Origin of the sequence: Olleya sp. HaHaR_3_96, assembly GCF_019278545.1 — a bacterium.
Classification (GTDB): domain Bacteria; phylum Bacteroidota; class Bacteroidia; order Flavobacteriales; family Flavobacteriaceae; genus Olleya.
Genome location: NZ_CP058987.1, coordinates 2415258 through 2435657, shown reverse-complemented (window position 1 = coordinate 2435657; position 20400 = coordinate 2415258). Strand labels below are relative to the sequence as shown.

Sequence of the window (20400 nt, the reverse complement as noted above, 5' to 3'; positions counted from 1 at the left end):
TAACAAATATATAACTAATGATGTAAAAAGTTCTTAATTCTGAATAACTTTACTTAACTCAAATATAGGAGAATATAAAGCAACCATAATGAACCCTACTATAGCTCCAATTACCACTATCATTACAGGTTCTAAAATAGTACCTATAAGTTTTGTAGAATGTTCTATATCTTCATTATATTGATTAGATAACCCATCATACATTTTATCTAACTCGTTAATACCTTCTCCAATTGTAGTTAAAGAAACGATTTTTGCATTAAAAAAAGAATGTTTTTTAAGACTACTTGCAAATGTTTCTCCTTTTAGGATATCTGCTTTAGATCTTAAAATTGCTTTTTTTAGAGGGTATAAAGAAATCATTTTTGCCGTAAGCTCTAAAGATTCTGTTAATGGTGTTTTTGCAGCCAACAACAAGCTTAAAGACTGACAAAATCTAGCCAAATAAATCTTTCTTATTAAATCTCCAAAAAAAGGAATACTTAATAATATTTTAGCTGAAGCATGTTTATATTTATTTTTATCTTTCCAAGCAAAATGTAAAATTACTAACAGTAATAATAACAGTAAAAAACCGTATAAAAAATAATTAAAATTATCTGATAATTTAATTACATATTGTGTGATTTTAGGCAACTCCTTACCAAACTGAAGAAAAACCGTTGAAAACATTGGGACAACATATTTTAACATAAAATACAATACTCCGAAAGTAAAGAATAACACCAAAGCGGGGTAAGCCATTACAGATACAACTTGTCGTTTCATTTTCTTTTTTCGAGAGAAAAATTTCTGCAACTCATCTAACACTTCTGGCAATCTTCTGGTCTCTTCTCCTATTTTTATACTGTAATACTCATAAGGTGAAAAATGAGGAATATCTTTTATTGTTTCAAATAAGGATTTACCTTTAACTACAGACTGATTAACATTACTAAATAATGTCTTTAAAAATTTTGACCTTTGTTGACTTGTTAATATTACAAGTGCTTGATTAAAATCTACTCCAGCTTTAATTAAGGTCGAAAATTCTCTATAGAAATCTTCCTTTTGTTTGTCTGAAAATCGATTAAATGAAATATCTGATACCCCCCCCCTTGTCTTCTTATCAGTTTTTTTAGCATCCTTTCTATACACACTAGGGTCAATTTTCATAAAAAAATTTTCTATTTAATGTTTTTGAGAGAGAGCTCTCTAAAACATAATTCGCGTTAATATTACTTTTTAAAAAAATTATCTTTAAACTTAGCAAGCTTATTCTTTTTTTTTGAATTTGTAAACTTTGCTTTTCAACGCCTATCTTAAATGTATCTATACTAACATTTGTATTTCTTACAATTCCTTTCGTTAAAAAATGATATTCTATAATTGTATCATCATAATTATACAATATCAAATTTGGTTCATTATATATAAAATCTATAGCTTTATTTACATCTCTCAATAAAGACATATTCATTAAGTTATATTGGAGCTCTTTTCCGTTTTCTTTTACTAATGAATTTAATTGATTAGATATGGTAGCAAACAAAGAATAACTAATTACAACTATAATACTTGATAATATTATTGTAATTAATGCTTCCATTAAAGTATAAGCTTTCAGCCTAGAACTAATTCTCATAATAAACAATTATATCGCTTAAAGCCTGTACTCTGTTATTTATTTTTATCTTCCAGTTTAACATAACAATATTTTCTTCCTTTATAACAACCACCTCTTTTTCTATAGTAAAACCTGCAAAAACAAAACTATCGTTCTCATAATCTTTGTCCTCTATAACTTGGCACTTCAATTCTTTAACAGCATGCAACGCATTATAATAATTCACGGATTTACTTTGTTTTATAATGTTTACATAAATGATTAAAGAAACTAGAACACAAATAGATATAATACTAATTGCAATTACTGATTCTAATATCGATGAGGCTTGGAGCCCTTTAAAACGTTTTAATAATTTCATAATTTGTTTCATTATCAAACAATGGTAATCCTAAAAAATCTTCTGGTAAATCTTCTCTATTTATTATCCCATTGAGAATTACATTCTCGTAACTTGATGACTTCGTTTTCAAAAATAATTTATCAGTATATAATGCTCCTATAATTTCTCCATTAAATTGTGTTTTTCCATTACAAAAAACAACTCCAATTATCTTTGCTCCTTCTTCAATAATCAAGGATCTCTTCAAGGAACCGTTATAGGTCTCTCCAGTAATAACAATTCCTCCTGCAATTTTTGAATTTTTATTGACATTAACTTTCACAGAATCTGTATCATTTTTCAAATAAATACTAGATGGATAACTTAAAAAAACATCTTCCCCTATAACAACCTCTTTCTCTGCTATTATTTGTACGCTACCTCTAAACCCCTTTTCTACAATAACTTTTGGAGCAACTATAAGTACATCTTCTAGACTACTTTTTCTTGTTAATGTTATAATGGTTTCAGATTTTAGTATTATATTTCCTTTTAACGAAATACCCTCCAATTCTTTTAATTCATTATAATTGATTATTAATGTGGTATTTTCAAAATCATTAATTATTGTTTCCTCAAAATTAAAAACTTCACTAGGAATATGTGATTCTCCATAGTAATTGAATTCTATACTTTTTATTTTAGGCAGAACATCATCAGACTTCAATTGAGCCCCCGTTAATTTAATTTCATTACTATTTTGATTACTTATATAAATTTGTTCAATTTCACCATTTGGAATCTTTATCATTCCTGAAATATTTATTCTTCCTGAAACTTTAACGGGCTTATCATAATTAGTAACATAGAGAGCTAATGCTTCTTTTTTTTTACTTCTTTTTCCAATTAGAGCCGTTTTACTTACCGTATCAGTTTTAAAAACACTTTTACAAGTTAATACTTTATAAAATCCCCAATTTTTAATTTCTGCATAAGATTCAATGCCATCGTCAAAAATATCAAAACCCTTATCCTCTTCTATTTTAGAAGTATTATTGAGAAAAAAAGTAAAAGCTGAATTGTTTCTATGCACAAGTTGGTTTTGCATCTCTAATTTAGAATTTAGCAAATTATTATAATGATGAATAAGAACTAAGCATCCACAAAAAATAGATATAATTAAACAAATAAATATCGCGTTTGTTAAAGAAGAAGCTTTATGCTTAAATGCTATTTTCATTATAATATTAAGAGATTTATTAACAATATTTTTTTTATCTTTTTTTATCTTTTTTTATCTTTTTTTCTAAAGAGTTTTTTTAACCAAGTATCGTTTTTATCACTCCTCTTTTCTCTTACATTTTTATTACCTTCTTTTTTTAAAAGCCTCTTACTTAAAGACTTAACATACACTTCCCCTTTCTTATATAAAATAGTATCCTTCTCTTTACTAATCCACACACCAGATTTCATGTTATTTTTATAATTACCCTGGACTTCAATATTTCCTAAAGAATCATAAGCTATATATCGACCTTGCTTATCTCCTTTATTCCATTGAATAACTTCTTTTAAACTCCCATTTAAATACCATTTTTTCCAAAAATTATCTTTCAAACCCATATTAAAATCTCCTTTTTCTATAAGTTGATTTCGTTTGAATAATTTTTTATATGATTTATGTAAAACAAGTCCCCCAACATCAGATTGCGTTTTATGTATTTCTCCTGATTTAAACCAAAAATAAGTTTTATTAGCTTTTGGAGAAATGGTATTGTCGAAAGAAACAAAACACTCAATATTATAATTACCATCTCGAATAATTCTTTTTTGAATATTATCATCAGATAAACTCAAAGGAAATATAAATAATATAAAACCTAAATAAGTTAAGTGTACAGTTTTAAACATTGAAGCGTATATTTTTAACAAATATAGTTATTTAACAATATATGGTTTTAATTGTATTTAATTTAAAAATTGTTAGTTATAAACTAACTTTATACTAAACTAATAAACGTAACATTTAACAAATCATTATTAACCAAACGTTGCGTTTATCATTTGAATTTAGGATTACTTTATAGAACATAAAAGTTTAAGTGTACATGCTTACGTGTATATGAGTAGCCATATACAAATGATAATTAGTGCCTACGCTAATTTAAAATTAACCACAGGAATTCAAATCCTTTACGCTAAGCAAAAAGCCTTACATGTTCATGCAAGGCTTTTTTATTTATAATACCAACTATTATTATCACACTGTTGTACTATCCAATGGGACATTACATCAGCCCACCAAAAAAGACGTGACAGCCTATAAAGCCCATAACAGATAAAATAATCCCCACTAAAAACACATTAAAGGATTTACGCAAGAGTTTAAATTTTCTGTCAATCGTTTTCCCTAGATAAAAGGTGTCTTTTGCAATGGTTTTATACAATTCATCCCCTTGATTCATTAACTCCGTAATACTATCCACATATTCTGTTTCCTCCATATCTTGAAAATTACCATAAAACATAAGATTCCGTGCACCTTTATCGCCATGTACTAGTTCTGGACGTGTTGCAAATATTGCGTATGTTATAGAGATCAAATTGGTCATCAAAATCATTACCACAGGAAAAATAAGGTGTGGATCTGCTTCTAACTGACTCATAACGGTCCCAATGATTAATGACAATATTAATGCATTGATTGAAATAAGAATGTTAGATTTTCTATCTATCATCGTATTTAAAGTATACTGATTTTTGGATAATAAACGAAACAACGTTTCGACACCACGCTCCGACCTTGGTTCTATTTTTGCTAGTTTTTTCTTTAAAGATTTAAGGGTATCCTTATCGATCTTTAACTCGTCCATTAAATAGTTGTCTTCTGCTTTTTCTGCTTTTTTACTGCTCATATTATTCCTTTACAAATACAATTTACAATACTATACCTCTTATCCTGATGACACATCATTACACTATTCACTTTATAGAATAGTAATTAAATAAGGTTATTTACACTACTATTTACGGTGTATAAACCACACGGCAACAATACCAAATAAAATATGTCCCATAACTAAGCCCATTAATACTAAAGCCATATTACCCGAAGGCGTAGGCATTGCATCAAACATCTTACCCATAATTGTCATACTTACTTTTGCCATAACAGCTGCTATGACACCAAAAACAACACCTTTTAGTATAACAGAATTAATCTTTACAAACCAACCACTAACAACATACGTATAAATTAAGGCAAACGAAATCCCTATCATAAAATGCATCATCCATCCAACAATTACGGGAGCTCCTAAAGTTGTCGCTAGCATATGTGGCGGTTCCATTTTTGGCATTCCTAATGTTCCAGAGATCACCATTAGTACTGTCATGGCAATCGTTGCTATAATTCCGGCTACAATACTTTTTAAAAATTTATTATTCATCTTATTTGTTTATTTTTTTTGTAATTGGCTAATAGCTTCCTTGAAAAAAGAAACACCTTCAGCTTCTGTTGTTTCTGCTAATTCTAAAATAGCACCAGTAAACCCGTCCGATTTCCACTCGCCTATCTCTAATTTTGGTAAATCAGAAGTAGCTATTGCTTTCCCATTTTTATACCCAGAAATATAAAAATAGAATGTCTTTGAGACACTGTCAGGAATCGCTAAGCCCAATCCAATGGTGATATCACTATCTGGAAACGCTGTATAAATACCTGTATCAAAATGATGCGGCCAAACTCTACATGGCGTATTTAAGTGGTATGTCTCTTTTATTTTTTCAATGACTTCCTCCGCCAATACACGTTGTGCTGTCAAAGTTTTAAGTCTATCAACATCAGATAACTTAAAAGTGTAAGTCGCGTCTATAGTATAAGGTAAGTCATAGTGAAACTTATAGCTATACAATTTATTAAGATTACTTTTTGCAGTGTTTGAAAGCCATTGTAAAATTGTACTGTGCGTCGCGCCATCCAAATTAAAACTTGTCGTCCCTGCTTTAGAGGTCCATACTAGAGCAAAATTTTTGTAATCTAAACCCAATACGTCTTCGTTTTCAGAAAGTGCGTGCGTATATAAACAGTGGTCTGTTATACTAAATCCTAAATTTGTGTGACTATCGTCGTCTTTCTTTTCAAGAAAACTAATTCCTGCTGCAGCTAAATATTGTGCTGCTAAATGCATTTGTTTTTCCATAATATGTTATTGTATTCCTGCGTAATTAATTCCTGTTAGTTTGTGCATGTCATAATCAAAGGTTGATAGATCTTCTTGATTAAATTTAGTCACGTCATCATAACCACAAGCTCTTGCGATGACTTTAATTAAATCATTGGTCGCATCAAAATAGTTATATAATTGTTTAGCCGAAGACTCCATAATCAAGCGACTACGCAACGATTCTTTTTGAGTTGCGATACCTACGGGACAATTATTTGTACCACAAGCACGCATCCCTAAACAACCAATAGCTTGTAATGCCGAATTAGAGACCGCAATTGCATCGGCACCCAGCATCATTGCTTTTGCAAAATCTTCTGCCACACGCAAGCCTCCTGTAGCCACCAAAGTAACCTCCGTAGCGCCTACACGATCTAAATATTTTCTAGCTCTAGCTATTGCGGGTATGGTTGGTACATTTATATGATCTCTTAATATGGTTGGTGCAGAACCCGTACCACCACCACGACCGTCAAGAATAATATAATCCACACCCACATCTAATGCAAACTGGATGTCTTTTTCAATATGACTCGCAGCAATTTTAAACCCTATAGGAATCCCTCCTGTACGTTGACGTACTTTATCTGCAAACGTTTTAAAATCCTGAACACTATGAAAATTAGGATTTGCAGCAGGTGAAATGGCAGTCTCTCCTTCTTTTACGCCTCTAACCTCAGCAATTTCTTTACTAACCTTACTTCCTGGTAAATGCCCTCCTGTTCCTGTTTTAGCTCCTTGACCTCCTTTAAAATGAAAGGCTTGTACATGATCTAATTTATCCCATGAAAACCCAAATTGAGCTGAAGCCAACTCGTAAAAATATTTACTATTATTAGCTTGTTCTTGTGGCAACATACCACCTTCTCCAGAACAAATTCCGGTTCCTGCTAACTCTGCGCCTTTTGATAATGCTATCTTAGCTTCTCGTGATAACGCTCCAAAACTCATATCACTTACAAATAAAGGAATCTCTAAATGCAAAGGTTTTTTGGCTTTTGGACCAATAGTAACCTTAGTCGCTACTGTGTCCTCATCTAACAATGGTCTTGTGGCTAATTGCGCTGGCAAAAACTGAATATCATTCCATTTTGGCAAAGTATTTCTATCCACACCCATGGATGCCGAAAATCCATGATGCCCGATGTTTTTTAAGCCATTTTGTGCCAATTCTTTAATATAACCGGTGTATGGCTCAGTCTCTTCTGGATGTGTATCCGCATAAGCACCCAAATAAGCATCACGATTAAAAGGTTGTGGGTTATTAACTAAATAGGCGTCTATTTCGAAGGCATCGACATATAAGTCATCGCCATCTATTTTGGTTGAGAATTTATGCAACACTTCTTTATTATTATATTCCGAAACTCCAGAATCTACGCGATAATCCCATCCGTGAACCCCACAAATTAGGTTATGACCATCAATATGTCCATCAGACATTAATGCCCCACGGTGTAAACAACGTCCATAAAGGACTGAAATAGCATCATCAAATTTAACGATTACCAAATCTAACCCATTAACTAAGGCATGTTCTGGTTCCTTATTTTTTAATTCACTGACTTTAAATACTTGGATTGGTTTTTTCATAGTGTTAGTTTTAAATTAAAATGCTAGACTTAGTAATATATTTAATCGTCCACCTTCGTCCGAACTAAAATAGCCGAAGTTAGCGGTTGTAAATCCTGCGATGTTAAAAAACACACCACCACCTGGTGACGTATGCCATTCATTAGAGTTATCATTTTCTACCCAGACACGTCCATAGTCAAACCCACCATAAAGCCCATAAGAAACTGGTATAAAAGCATTACGTATTTTACCTAAAGATAGTCTTATATCCGAATTATGGTAAAAGGCGCTTTTACCACTAAAACGTTCCTGTCTAAACCCTCTTAACCCATCACCATCTCCAATAGACGCTGCTTGGTGAAACTCGAACTGGTCACTTAAATTAAAATGTGCCTTCAATTTTGTCGCGTATACTAAAATTCCACGTTGGTCAATTTTTTTTGTCAATCTAAGTTCTGGTATGATGTATGAAAAACCTCTGTCTTCATCAAAATTAGCTTTATACCCTGCAGTTACTTTAAATCCTATGCCTAGTTTAGGCATTGCAGGGTTATCAAAATTCTTATACTCGTAAGAGGATTCTATTCCAAAAAAATCTTGACCTTCAAACACGTTAGGATTAACACCACTCACGGCTATAAATCTTTCTGGTGTTTTTTCTGCTTCAATCCCCTCATAACTCACTCCTAATTTTACAACACTTCCATAATAGCCTCTATAAATTAATGATGGTGCTAATGCTAAGGTTTGTAATCGTACTCTATTAAAATTTAAATCTAAGTCATCGTCAAAATTTGGTGTTTCATTTCCAAATCCGAAAAAATTATTCGTATAATTTGAAGATGAATAGCCGCCTTCAATCCCAAGATTAATTTTATCAAAGATATTAGCAAATTCTCCTGAATAATCCACATCAATACCTGAGGTATTAGTAACATAAGCCACACTTAAACTATGTTTAGCTGTAAAAGGATTCCGATGTAATGAATTTTTTGTGTAGTTTAAAGTCGCACCAAATCTTAGTCCATCGTCGGTATTAGAGGCGATAATAGGCAGGATGTTTCTAACATCTCTACGGTTTTTCTTAAAATAGTACGTGTTTAAATCATAGTCATCAGAAAGCGTTTTAGAAACTGGAGTTTCAAACGTGTTTTGTTTTGATTTCTGATCAAATACACGAAGGTTCCGTTTGTTATTGATGCGGTACGTATCATTATTTTGTCCCCCAATCAATTTGATTTTAATGTACTTATTACTCTCTCCATTCACTTCAAAAATATCTTTGTCATCTAATCCATAAATCCATAATTCCTTAGTTATAGATTTATCATAATCGACATCTAAATACTTATCCGTTTTCTCCCCTTTTTTAATGCGGTAGATACTAACATTTGTGATGCCGTTTGGCTTACGTGTGATTACAAAATGGTCATCTTTATCAGTTCCTGTTATAATAACACCAGAGCGGAGGTATTCATATAGACTAACAGCATTCTCTTCAACTTTTGCTAACCGTTCTAATAAGGCCTTTTTTGTTCTTGCAACTTTGGTTTGATCTATTTCTTTAGGAAAATTACTAAAAGCGTTATCAATAACTTCAGTCGTTAAGTTTTCTTTTATAAAACGTGCTTCACGTAACCAGTCTTCTTGTGTATGTTTAGTCAATACAGCAAAGTCAACATCATCTCCCGCATCATTAAACCAGCGTGTCGAATTATAGGTTCCGTTATAACGTTGCATAAAACGCATTGGCGGACTTAAAGCCGTTAAAGCCCCCAGCATAAAACCATCAAAATCAGCATACGCTTGATCACGATCTCTAGGAATAGGCTCATACAAATCCGTACCATCTTCTTGTTCTTGAACTGCCCAACGCCATTGGTCTGCATGCCTGTCAAAATCACCAATAATATTATCGAATAAACGGGTTCTGATATATAAACTCTCGTTTATCGCTATTTTATCTTTTCTACGTAGCTTATCCAATAAGTCGGTCGTACTTTCTATGGTATTAGTACTTCCTAGACTAGCGACTGCTTTATGGCCATCAGTAATACGCTCTTCAATAAAATAAATTTTATCTCCAAAAGCTTCATTATAATTTTCTAAAGCTTTTTGTTTTGGGATGTAATACATTTTAGTATTAGCGTGGTAAATGTCTATGGCATCAGATAAATCACCAATAGTTAAACTTCCATAAGGGTTTGCGGTAGTCCAGTAATCTTGTAATAATTGAATAAAGTAAGTATCCTCAACATCTGGCTCTAAGTATTCTGTTTTAAACAGAAAATATTGAATAAAGCGCAACGCACTTTTTTTGGCTGAACGCATAGCAAATTCGCGTCCATCTTTTGTTTCCAAACGTAGTGAATTGGTTTGATGCCCTCCTCCTTTTCTAATAATAGACAAGCCACCATATAACGTATCTAAAAGTGTTGTTTTTATATGTATATCTGTTGCGTAATCTTCTCTAAAGTGCTCTCCCCAAAGCTTTTTATAAAAATCAGAACGATCTAACTCTTCTGGTTTATATATAGAAGCATCAACATATTGTGGTGTTTCTGTTTCGTTAAATTCTGGTAGTACGACCTCATCAATTGGTTTTATGATTTCGGACACAAATAAAGGCGATAAAAACGCATTAGATTCACCATAAAACGCCATCCACATCGCGCCATTTTTGTATGTTATTATTTTTGTAAATCCAGCTTCATTAAAGGCTCCTAAACTTTTTTTACCTTTTTTAGCCTCCTTAATTTCTCCACCTGCACCACTAATAATTATTGGCACTTTTTTATCTACAATAAACTGCATATTTTGTTCGTGACCAGAAAGAAAAACGACATTTGTAGATTGTTGTGCAATAGTTAATAAGCGTTGACTATACTCCTTATAATATTTATTATTTAAATTTTGAGGATCAATACCAAACGCGTAAGAATGTCCATATGTTCCATAAGTCGCAATAGGATGATAAACAGCTATCAAGACTGTTTTACCTTGACTTTTTATAATTTCATGTTCGACTTCAACATAAAATTCTGTTTTATTTTTGATATCACAATGGTCATTAATATTCGGAATGTTATCCCAGTCTTCCAAAGCCCATTGCGAATCTAAAATTAACAAATCTACATTGTCATTAATTTCAATTTTTTCTAGAGGACATCCTTTTTCTGGTTGAAAAATATTTTTATTATCAAAAAGGTCTTCCAAATACTCTTCTTGTGCTTTAAGCCCTTTTAAGCCCGATTTCCAATCTGAAAAACCCGGAATAAAATGCATGCGCTTTGAAAATGGTTGTAATACCTTTGCATAGCGCTTTAAATTATCTTTACTAGTATTTTGATCTAAAAACCCTTTATTAGAGACATTATTCCCCAATAGTAATAAGGTCGCATTTGTATCTTTTTCTAATGCTTTAGCAAGTGCGGTAACAATAGGATTACTTTGGTTAGTATTAGAAGTCGCTAAATTACCTGTAGCATAAAACGAGTGGGATATTGGTGTCGTGGGTAGCGATTTTTCGTCTTGCGCATAGGTAAAACCTACGATAAAAAGGGACAATAACGAATTAAATAATCTTTTGTTCATGTGTTAGTTATTTGGTTGTCTGACGTCATCATTTTTTAAATGATTAGTCTTTAATTATATATAAAAAAGCTAAAAATAGCTTTGTTTTAGTTTTACGTTTTTAAGATAGGATTAATTTATTTTGAAATGGTATTGGCATCATAAAAAATCATCCCTTCTTTCCGCATTATACTCATTACATTACTTACGGTTTGTCTTGATGTGTTTGTAAGGTTAGCAATATCTTTATGCGTTAATATGTTTTTTGCGACTCGCTTTCCGGTGTCATCTTTCTCACCAAATTCATTTAAATAATCGATAATAAAATCTTTTATTCTTGCAGAACTATCTTTATATAGTAAATCGTGTAATCGTCTTTCTAATTTTTTAATTCTTAATCCATAAATTTTAAGCACGCCATTTTTCAAGGATTTATGTTTTTCGATTAGGACTTCCATACGTTCCGATTCGATATAACAAATAATACAATCTTCTAAAGCATAAGCCACTTCTTGTTTTGCTGCTTCTTGATCGTATAGTACTAACTCTCCAAAAATATTGCCTCGTTTAACAACATCCTTGACTGTATCGTTAGCTGTATTTACAATTTTTACAGTTCCTTTTTTTAAAAAGAAAATACTTTTTGACGTTCTATTACTGGAAGAAATCGGAGCCCCTTTATCTATATTTTCCATCTCTAGAGTCTCACACATCTCCATCATTGCAGTCATCCCCAGTTTTTTAAAAAGATTAAAGCCTTCTAAAAACCAATATTTTGTTAATCCACTCATAGCTCAAAGCCTATACTTTTATTAAGTAAGTGTTAAAAATACTTCAAAAACGCGTTCAGAAATAGTCTTTTTTCTGTAGAAGTTACTTTGCACGACACTTTTTAAATGTTTTGTCTCTTGTTTAGACGCAGTAAAGTCTAAAACTAACACTTTTCTAATTTGATTTGAAACATTGGCCTATAGCTATCATGATAACAAAGTAACAATACACTCTCTTTATCAACACATTAACTGTTTCTAGGATCTTGTACTACTGAAAGTTTCCGACTCCAAACCACACTCATACTATAAAAACCGAATCTATCCGTTATTTTACCATAACACGCATAAACCCCTAGCCCATTAATGGGGAATTGATGGACCACATTTGTAAAGTGTACTGCATCAAAATAGGCTCCGTTTTTATCGACAAATGTACTTAGCCGCATCAATTTGCCTTGTGACGTTTTATTAAAACGTGTGGTCACTAGGTTTCCGTAAATAAGTATTGTTTTATTAACAAACAGATGCATTTGCGAGGCCAATACATCACCTTGCATGGGTTCGCTTACTAAATCAAAATAATCGCATAACGGGAATCCAATCAATTCCATTTCGTCATAAGCATTTTCAATCCAATTATTATCTAGTTTTGGTAAGGTGAATTGTTTATGCTCCGTTTTAAACAGTTTAGATTGTATGGTGTCTTTTCCTTTGGCATTCAATTTAAAAATAGCTTTCCAAAGTAATTCTACTTTAGGGATATTGGTAAATCTAAAGGCATTACTTCTAATTAAAATAGTGAGTTGTTCGATACTAATAACAATTCTATCAATAAAATCGTCTAAAGATTTAAACGGTCCATGTAACTGCCGTTCTGTTAATAGGCGTTTAATGGTGTAAGCCTCCAAGCTTTTCAAATACCCCAATCCTAAATAAATGGAGGTATCAATCAACCTGTTGGGATGATCACTAATATTTACACAAGGCAAGCAAATGGTTGCGCCCTGTTGCCTAGCTTCATGAAAATAATGTTCTGCACTATAAAAACCACCACCATTATTAAGTACAGCAGTCATAAACTCTAATGGAAAATAGCATTTTAAATACAAACTCTGATAACTTTCTACAGCATAAGACGCTGAATGTCCTTTCGCGAAAGCGTAACCAGCAAAGCTTTTAATTTGGTTCCAGACTTCAAAAATCAAGTCGTCAGCATATCCTTTTTTTCTACAATTAGCAATAAATTTTTCTTCGACAGCTTCAAACTCTTTTAAGGATCTATACTTACCGCTCATACCACGTCTAAGCACATCTGCTTCGCCTAAAGTTAAATCTGCAAACTGATTAGCCACCTTCAACACATCCTCTTGATAAACCATCACGCCATAGGTTTCCGGCATAATATTGTACAGTACGGGATGTGCCTCTTTTCGTTTTTCTGGCGTCCGATGGCGTTTAATAAACTCGTCTTTCATCCCCGACCCCGATACACCTGGTCTGATTATAGAACTTGCTGCTACTAAACCTAAATAGTCTTGCGTTTGTAATTGTTGCATTAGCCCGCGCATTGCAGGAGACTCTACATAATACGCGCCAATAGCACCTCCTGATTTTAATAGATTATTAATTTTTGGATCTGTTTTAAAAGCAGCTACATTTGTAATATCAATTGGTGGTAATTCGGGTCTGTTTTCTGCAATAATTTCTAGCGCTTCTTTAATTTTTGCTAAACCACGTTGTCCTAAAATATCAAATTTAAACACGCCAACATCTTCGGCAATAGTCATATCAAACTGCACTGTTGGATAGCCTTTTGGTGGTAAATCTGTTGCCGAATAACAATGTACGGGATGCTCTAAAATTAAGATTCCGGCGGAATGCACGCTTAAATGGTTTGGAAAGCCTTCAATTAACTTCCCATATTTTAAAACCAATTTTGAAATATCGTCTAAACTAGAAGCGGTGTAACTGTTTTTACTTAGTTTGTCAATGTCTTCTTTCGGTAAACCGAACACCTTACCTAACTCTCTAACAACCGCACGATATTTAAACGTGTTATAGGTTGCTAATAATGCGGTATGCTTAAATCTTCTGAAAATATAGGCAGTTACATCGTCCCTATCCTTCCAAGAAAAATCGATATCAAAATCTGGTGGAGACGCCCTAAAAGGGTTGATAAACCGCTCAAAATATAAATCTAACTCAATGGGATCTACATCTGTAATTCCAATAATATACGCCACAATACTATTGGCTCCACTACCACGTCCTACATGAAAATACCCTTTGCTTTTGGCATAGGATACAATGTCATGATTGATAAGAAAAAAGGATACAAAATCCATGGATTTAATGGTATCCAATTCCGTTTTTAAACGCGCATAAACTTTTGGTGTTGGATTAGCATACCGTTTTGGTAAACCGTCCTGACACAACTGTTCTAATACGATACAATCATTTTCAAACGAGTCTGTGTATAATTTCTGGTTCTGGGAGTCTCTTTTATCGTCAAAACCAAACTCAATTTCACATTGGTCTAGCAACGCTTTTGTATTGTTTAGAATAAAAGGAAATTCAGCTACAGCTATATTTAATTGCTCTAAAGACCACATTTTATCCAAAGGATTACATTCTTCCGTTTTTTCCAGTTTACTTAATAGCGTGTTATTATCTATAGCTCTTAATAACCGGTGGGCATTAAAATCCTTTTTATCTCTTACCGTTACAGGCTGCAATAAGACAATTTTATGCTGCTGTTGCTTTAAGGTCGAAAATCTAAGCTTCCGTAAATCGGCAATAGACACCCCAATAAACTCGTTATCAGCAAACGTTTTTTTATTTAGTTGTAAGACGTTTTCAAAAGGATAAATAATAAATGTATTGGCAAGTGGCGGTGCCACATCTGGTAATTGTAATTTTTGCTCAGAATGTTGCGACAAAAAGGCGTTTAAAGCTTTAAACCCTTGATTATTTTTGGCCAGACCTACAAAATGCTGTTGTGCGCCAGTCCTAAAATCAATACCAATTACAGGTTTAATATTGCGTTTTTTAGCATGACGGACAAAGCTTAAACACGCCGAGGTATTGTTAATATCCGTCAACGCCACAACCTGCATAGCATTAGCTTCTGCTAAATCTAATAGATCGGTTTCAGAAAATGTTCCAAAACGCAAAGAGTAATAGGTGTGACAGTTTAAATACATTATTGATTACGGTGTGCTAATAAAACAGGAGGTTCGCCATTAAACGGGTTATTAAATCTACCAATGGTTTTAGCGCCCATTGCAGAGGCTCTCATAATACTTAAATCGCCATACCGGTTTCTTATCGCGTCCATTGCATTGTACAGATTTAGCATCTCTTCGGTATCATCAAAAAGGTTAATTTGATAATTCCCCGTCACTATATCGCTAATTTTAACACCTACCAAACGGATTAATAATCGGCGTTGGTATAGTTTTTCAAACAGCTCTAATACTTTTGGGATAATCACATGGTCTGCACTAGAATAGGTGATTTTAACCTGTTTGGTGTACGTATTAAAATCCGAATACCTGATTTTGACACTTAATGTGCCGGCTAGTTTATTACCTTTTCTTAATTGAAAGGCTAAATTTTCTGCCATAGCAAAAATGGTGGTTCTAAGCTTAACCATATCGATGGTATCTTTTCCAAACGTGCGTTCTGTAGACAAGGATTTTCGTTCATAAAACGGGACCAATGGTGGATTATCAATACCGTGGGCACGCTTCCAAATGGTACGTCCATTCGCGCCAAGCGCACTTATCATCATTTCTAATGGCATTTGTTGGATGACGCTAATTTTATCAACCCCCAAACCTCTTAACACCTGATATGTTTTCTCGCCAACCGATGGTATTTTACGAATGGATAATGGGGCTAAAAAATCTTTTTCAAAGCCTGAATCTATCTGTAATTGGTTATTCGGTTTTGCTTCTCCCGTAGCGACTTTAGATACTATTTTGTTGGTTGATAATCCAAACGAAATTGGTAACCCCGTATTTTTAATAATGCTTTGACGTAACTCTGATGCGTATTTATAACACCCATAAAACTTATCCATGCCTGATAAATCAACATAAAACTCGTCCACACTCGCTTTTTCAAAAACAGGTGATTTTTCTTTAATAATTTCTGTTACTAAATGCGAATATTTGGTGTAAATGGACGCATCTCCTCTAATTACTGTGGCTTCCGGACATAAACGTCTTGCCACCTTCATGGACATACCAGAATGTACACCAAAGCCTCTAGTCTCATAACTACACGCAGCTACCACACCTCTATCTCCTGTCCCGCCAACTAGTAATGGTCTGTTTTGCAACCGACTATCTATTAGTCGCTCGCAAGAGACAAAAAACGTGTCTAAATCTAGATGTAAAATATTATTTTGCATGCTACAAAATTAGCTACATATTTAAGTAATTATTGCTTACATTTGTAGTATTATGAATTATATATCTAAAAACATAAAACACTTAAGAAGTCTCAAAAAGCTATCTCAAGAGGGTATTGCTGAAGAGTTGCAGGTAACTAGGTCACGTATTGGCTCTTACGAAGAGAACCGCTCTGCGCCTACTATCGACTTTTTAATTGCGTTTTCCGATTACTTTAAAATACCAATAGATATTTTATTGCGTAACGACTTGACTAAAGCCAAAGACTTCTCTTTTATCGAGCTGAACAACCAACGGGTGCTGTTTCCAATAACGGTTGATGATGATAACGAAAATTTAATCGAAGTCGTTCCTGTAAAAACCTCTGCTGGATATTTAGCAGGGTATGACGATCCGGAATATATCGAGCAATTACAGAAAATAAAACTACCTTTTTTACCCACCGGAAAACACCGGGCGTTTCCTATTAAAGGAGACTCGATGCTCCCCATGAAAGATGGCGCGTTTGTTATTGGACGTTTTGTAGAAGATAGAAGCGAAATTAAAAGTGGTCGCACCTACGTATTAGTCACTTTAAATGATGGTATGGTTTACAAGCGTGTGTATAATAACATTGCTTTAAACGACTCTTTATTGCTAGTATCGGACAATAAAGTATACAATGATTATAGTGTTCCTATTTCTGAAGTTTTAGAGATCTGGGAATTTACTTGCAGTATTAACACTCAAGAATATACCCAAGAAGAATTAAAAATAAGCAGTATTCTAGGCATGTTTAATGAGTTGGGTGTCGAGTTGAAAGCTTTAGAGAAATCGCTACGATGATATATACTATTATTGATGTTGAAACCAGTGGCGCTAAAAATAAGATCACTGAAATTTCAATTTTTAAATATGACGGCACACAGGTTATTGACGAGTTTACCTCGCTTGTTAATCCAGAAGTATACATCCCAGATTTTATTACGTCTTTAACAGGCATTGATAATGCTACAGTTGCGGATGCCCCTACTTTTGCCGAAGTCGCAGATGCTATTTTAGCGATAACTGAAGGCACAACCTTTGTTGCGCATAATCTTAACTTTGACTATAATGTTATTAGAAATGAATTTAAGGCTTTGGGTATTGAGTTCAATCGAAAAAAACTATGTACCGTTAGATTATCACGACAGTTGCTACCTGGTCATAAATCGTATAGCTTAGGAAAACTTTGCAAGGCGTTAGATATTACTATTGTAGACAGACACAGAGCTAGAGGTGACGCGGAAGCTACTGTTATTTTATTTGAAATACTACTTAATCAGGAAGCTGCAGAAACCGTTTTTACTGATTTCTTAAAAAAATCGTCTAAAGAAGCCACTTTACCCTCTCATTTACCGACTGCTGTTTTTAATAATTTACCTGATACCGCAGGAATCTATTATTTTAAAAACAAAAAAGGCGACATTATATATATTGGAAAAGCAAAAGCCATTAAAAAACGTGTTTTGAGTCATTTTTATAGCAAAGCACAAAAATCTCTAGACCTTTGTCGCAATACTGCTGATATCGATTTTGAGCAATCCGGAAGCGAGCTCATTGCCTTGCTTATGGAAGACGCAGCAATTAAGCAACATTATCCTGAATACAATGTTATTTCTAAACGCGCACCAAAAGCGTATGCTATATTTAGTTACGAAGATAGACAAGGCATAAAACATCTAGCGTATAATACCTTAAAAGCGACACCCAATAGTATCCAAATCTTTTCAAGTATTACCGAATGCCGACAGTATTTAGAAAAAATATGTGCTCAGTTTGAATTATGTCCAAAATTTTGTCATTTACAACATGGCGTTACACAATGTTCTCATTATAAAATAACGACTTGTAAAGGGATTTGCGCTAATGAAGAAACCGTAACCGCTTATAATCTACGAGTTACCTCAGCCATAACACAAACCATGGAAAACAAAAAAGACCTGGTTTTACAAAAGCAAGGCAGACATAACGCTGAAACCGCTTTTGTGCTAATTAAAGACAGCACGTATTTAGGTTATGGGTTTATTGATAACTCAGAACAAATTAACAGCCCAGACGATTTAGAACCGTTTTTGATTCCGCAAAAAGATAATTTAGATGTACAGAAAATATTGAGAACCGCATTACGAACGTAGTAAAATTATAGCGAAGCAAACGTTAGTTAGTATGTAGATGTAACCTGGCTTTATTTTTCAGTCATTGTGTCGTACGGGTCATTGCGAGGCACGAAGCAATCTGGCTCTCGTTCCTTTTATAAGACTGCTTCGTTCTTCGCAGTGATTGTCCTAATTAATAATCTCCTTATGGGCACCTATTCTAAAACAACAATTGTAAGCTACATTCTAAGAGCGTTAGCTACACTTTTAATTTATTGAAGCGAATAATTAACTGGTAATTATATTTTCAATTTTCTCTATTAACATTGGCAATCTATCTGCTACTATAAGTGGATGTATGTGACACGACACGATTTCTGTAAACGTATTACTCTTGTATATTTTAATTAATTCTTCTTTTATAAATTGTTTAATATCGGGATGATCTTCATTAATTTCTGCAACAATAGTTGTTCTATTATCTAATACGTAAATAATATCTTCAAAATCATGACTTGTTCTATAGTCCGTACCGCGATCTTTAAAGGCCTCAAACTTTGTAGCCAGAAAGCAAGGTGCAGACAAAATACTAATATCCTCTTCTTTAACTTTTGTGGTCCATAAATTTTGAAAACCCACTTTATACCATCGGTTAGCTGGTCCAATAGGACCGTCTTCTGCCGGCATTATATCAATAGAAATACCTTTATACAAATAACTACAAATAGCATGTCCTACTGGATCTGGACTAAAACCAAGTGCTGCTAATCGTTCTTGCATTTGGACCCAATCAGCATAGTTCAATAAATTAATAGTTAAATCTACATCTGCTGTTGGTCTTATCTCGTCTGCTGATGGATCGTCAGTATAAACACTTACAACAGCCCCACCAATAAACACCATTTGGTCTTTTAGTTCTTGAAGTGCTAATGCCACTTCTGCAACTGTAGCAATATTAATCACTCTATTTTCCATAGCTCACTTTATTTATTATTCAAGAGTAATAATCTTCTGTCTAAATCTGAATCATTTTCTAGTATTCTAATTTTTAATTCTTTAATAGCTATTTCTTTTTCTCTAGCTCTACCTACCCTTATTGCATCTACTAGAGCTAAAATCTCATGTAATACTTCATCTTTTTGTACTGCATCAATTACAGATGGATATAATGGTATTATAGCCTGGCCTCTTAAATTCCCTTTACCGGATGGCCAAACATAATGCTCTTCACTTACTATAGTATTGTTTAATGGCGCTGCAGAATGTGCTGTTGCAATACCACGTACAATAGCTCCTGGTTTTTGAGGAAACACATAAGCAATACCAAACTGTAAAAACTCTAATAATGCAAGACGCATAACTTTTTTACCTTTAGCATCTAATAACCCTGAATATTTTGACCTTGCTACAGATTCGCTAACTTCTGACTGGCTCATGCCTAAAGCTGCAGCTGTTTGTTGTTGATTCCAAGCATTATTTTGCATACTTATTATTTTTAGTAGCAAGACAATGTCTTGTGGTTTCATTACATTTTGTTGCGTTCTCATTACCTCTATTTTAAAATATTGCATATCGCGATATGCAATAGTACGTTAAAATATATTAATAATCAATACTTTAAACTTAAATATCGTGTATCGCGATTTGCGATATTTACTAAGAAACAAATGAAATTTGATATTATATATATCATTTTCTAATCAGATTATCTTAATAAAGATTACTAGTTATTATATTAGTTGAAAAAAATCTAAGGTTTATTGATAACTCAGAACACATTAACAATCCAG

At 33.3% G+C, this 20400-nt stretch carries 17 protein-coding genes; 2 read left to right on the top strand and 15 right to left on the bottom strand.

The features are described 5' to 3' along the window. Nucleotides 1-33 precede the first annotated feature (33 nt). The 13 genes from H0I26_RS10760 to H0I26_RS10700 form a co-directional block, all read right to left on the bottom strand. Nucleotides 34-1155 (bottom strand): type II secretion system F family protein, encoded by a 1122-nt coding sequence (locus tag H0I26_RS10760; protein ID WP_218698429.1) that lies wholly within the window; start codon nt 1153-1155, stop codon nt 34-36. Beyond that, nucleotides 1145-1588 carry a hypothetical protein gene (locus H0I26_RS10755; RefSeq protein WP_218698427.1) on the bottom strand — a complete coding sequence of 148 codons (444 nt, stop codon included), beginning with the start codon at nt 1586-1588 and terminating at the stop codon, nt 1145-1147. Before H0I26_RS10755 ends, H0I26_RS10760 begins: the two co-directional genes overlap by 11 nt. A gap of 25 nt (nt 1589-1613) precedes the next feature. Continuing rightward, entirely contained in the window at nt 1614-1832 is a 219-nt protein-coding gene (locus H0I26_RS10750; RefSeq protein ID WP_218698425.1) for a hypothetical protein, read from the bottom strand. Between the two features lie 112 nt (nt 1833-1944). Further along, entirely contained in the window at nt 1945-3168 is a 1224-nt protein-coding gene (locus tag H0I26_RS10745; RefSeq protein WP_218698423.1) for a hypothetical protein, read from the bottom strand. A gap of 44 nt (nt 3169-3212) precedes the next feature. Continuing rightward, nucleotides 3213-3839, bottom strand: a complete 627-nt coding sequence (locus H0I26_RS10740) for a toxin-antitoxin system YwqK family antitoxin (RefSeq protein ID WP_218698421.1) — start codon at nt 3837-3839, stop codon at nt 3213-3215. Nucleotides 3840-4216: 377 nt separating this feature from the next. Then, nucleotides 4217-4843, bottom strand: a complete 627-nt coding sequence (locus H0I26_RS10735; protein WP_218698410.1) for a Pycsar system effector family protein — start codon at nt 4841-4843, stop codon at nt 4217-4219. A gap of 108 nt (nt 4844-4951) precedes the next feature. Continuing rightward, entirely contained in the window at nt 4952-5377 is a 426-nt protein-coding gene (locus H0I26_RS10730; protein ID WP_218698409.1) for a DUF6789 family protein, read from the bottom strand. A 9-nt stretch (nt 5378-5386) separates the two neighbouring features. Beyond that, the gene (locus tag H0I26_RS10725) at nt 5387-6130 is read right to left on the bottom strand and encodes a hypothetical protein (RefSeq protein WP_218698408.1); all 744 of its coding nucleotides are present in this window, start codon (nt 6128-6130) and stop codon (nt 5387-5389) included. A gap of 6 nt (nt 6131-6136) precedes the next feature. Beyond that, on the bottom strand, nt 6137-7747 hold the full coding sequence (locus H0I26_RS10720; protein ID WP_218698406.1) for a glutamate synthase-related protein: 1611 nt from the start codon (nt 7745-7747) through the stop codon (nt 6137-6139). A 15-nt stretch (nt 7748-7762) separates the two neighbouring features. Continuing rightward, nucleotides 7763-11323 (bottom strand): ShlB/FhaC/HecB family hemolysin secretion/activation protein, encoded by a 3561-nt coding sequence (locus tag H0I26_RS10715; protein WP_218698404.1) that lies wholly within the window; start codon nt 11321-11323, stop codon nt 7763-7765. Nucleotides 11324-11439: 116 nt separating this feature from the next. Further along, complete coding sequence (locus H0I26_RS10710) at nt 11440-12093, bottom strand: Crp/Fnr family transcriptional regulator (RefSeq protein ID WP_101018263.1); 654 nt, start codon at nt 12091-12093, stop codon at nt 11440-11442. A 227-nt stretch (nt 12094-12320) separates the two neighbouring features. Continuing rightward, a complete protein-coding gene (locus tag H0I26_RS10705; RefSeq protein ID WP_218698402.1) occupies nt 12321-15278 on the bottom strand; it encodes a DNA polymerase III subunit alpha in 2958 nt (985 codons plus the stop codon). Beyond that, a complete protein-coding gene (locus H0I26_RS10700; protein ID WP_218698400.1) occupies nt 15278-16492 on the bottom strand; it encodes a DNA polymerase IV in 1215 nt (404 codons plus the stop codon). Before H0I26_RS10700 ends, H0I26_RS10705 begins: the two co-directional genes overlap by 1 nt. A 52-nt stretch (nt 16493-16544) precedes the next feature. On the opposite strand from H0I26_RS10700, the gene H0I26_RS10695 reads away from it, so the two are divergent. Then, nucleotides 16545-17318 (top strand): XRE family transcriptional regulator, encoded by a 774-nt coding sequence (locus H0I26_RS10695; protein WP_218698398.1) that lies wholly within the window; start codon nt 16545-16547, stop codon nt 17316-17318. Then, nucleotides 17315-18649: an exonuclease domain-containing protein gene (locus tag H0I26_RS10690; RefSeq protein WP_218698396.1), complete on the top strand. Its 1335-nt coding sequence runs from the start codon at nt 17315-17317 to the stop codon at nt 18647-18649. Before H0I26_RS10695 ends, H0I26_RS10690 begins: the two co-directional genes overlap by 4 nt. 249 nt (nt 18650-18898) lie before the next feature. Here the strand turns inward: H0I26_RS10690 and H0I26_RS10685 are convergent, their stop codons facing one another. Both H0I26_RS10685 and H0I26_RS10680 read right to left on the bottom strand, forming a co-directional pair. Next, nucleotides 18899-19585, bottom strand: a complete 687-nt coding sequence (locus H0I26_RS10685) for a nucleotidyl transferase AbiEii/AbiGii toxin family protein (RefSeq protein ID WP_218698394.1) — start codon at nt 19583-19585, stop codon at nt 18899-18901. Nucleotides 19586-19593: 8 nt separating this feature from the next. Further along, nucleotides 19594-20157, bottom strand: coding sequence for a hypothetical protein (locus H0I26_RS10680; RefSeq protein ID WP_218698392.1), 564 nt, complete (start codon nt 20155-20157; stop codon nt 19594-19596). Between the last annotated feature and the right edge of the window lie 243 nt (nt 20158-20400).

Excerpts from the sequence above, each read along its gene's own strand:
- H0I26_RS10690 (WP_218698396.1), top strand. The coding sequence starts at position 17,315 with ATGATATATACTATTATTGATGTTGAAACCAGTGGCGCTAAAAATAAG.
- H0I26_RS10760 (WP_218698429.1), bottom strand. The coding sequence starts at position 1,155 with ATGAAAATTGACCCTAGTGTGTATAGAAAGGATGCTAAAAAAACTGAT.
- H0I26_RS10685 (WP_218698394.1), bottom strand. The coding sequence starts at position 19,585 with ATGGAAAATAGAGTGATTAATATTGCTACAGTTGCAGAAGTGGCATTA.
- H0I26_RS10680 (WP_218698392.1), bottom strand. The coding sequence starts at position 20,157 with ATGAGAACGCAACAAAATGTAATGAAACCACAAGACATTGTCTTGCTA.
- H0I26_RS10710 (WP_101018263.1), bottom strand. The coding sequence starts at position 12,093 with ATGAGTGGATTAACAAAATATTGGTTTTTAGAAGGCTTTAATCTTTTT.
- H0I26_RS10755 (WP_218698427.1), bottom strand. The coding sequence starts at position 1,588 with ATGGAAGCATTAATTACAATAATATTATCAAGTATTATAGTTGTAATT.
- H0I26_RS10720 (WP_218698406.1), bottom strand. The coding sequence starts at position 7,747 with ATGAAAAAACCAATCCAAGTATTTAAAGTCAGTGAATTAAAAAATAAG.
- H0I26_RS10740 (WP_218698421.1), bottom strand. The coding sequence starts at position 3,839 with ATGTTTAAAACTGTACACTTAACTTATTTAGGTTTTATATTATTTATA.
- H0I26_RS10735 (WP_218698410.1), bottom strand. The coding sequence starts at position 4,843 with ATGAGCAGTAAAAAAGCAGAAAAAGCAGAAGACAACTATTTAATGGAC.
- H0I26_RS10705 (WP_218698402.1), bottom strand. The coding sequence starts at position 15,278 with ATGTATTTAAACTGTCACACCTATTACTCTTTGCGTTTTGGAACATTT.
- H0I26_RS10730 (WP_218698409.1), bottom strand. The coding sequence starts at position 5,377 with ATGAATAATAAATTTTTAAAAAGTATTGTAGCCGGAATTATAGCAACG.
- H0I26_RS10695 (WP_218698398.1), top strand. The coding sequence starts at position 16,545 with ATGAATTATATATCTAAAAACATAAAACACTTAAGAAGTCTCAAAAAG.
- H0I26_RS10715 (WP_218698404.1), bottom strand. The coding sequence starts at position 11,323 with ATGAACAAAAGATTATTTAATTCGTTATTGTCCCTTTTTATCGTAGGT.
- H0I26_RS10725 (WP_218698408.1), bottom strand. The coding sequence starts at position 6,130 with ATGGAAAAACAAATGCATTTAGCAGCACAATATTTAGCTGCAGCAGGA.
- H0I26_RS10745 (WP_218698423.1), bottom strand. The coding sequence starts at position 3,168 with ATGAAAATAGCATTTAAGCATAAAGCTTCTTCTTTAACAAACGCGATA.
- H0I26_RS10700 (WP_218698400.1), bottom strand. The coding sequence starts at position 16,492 with ATGCAAAATAATATTTTACATCTAGATTTAGACACGTTTTTTGTCTCT.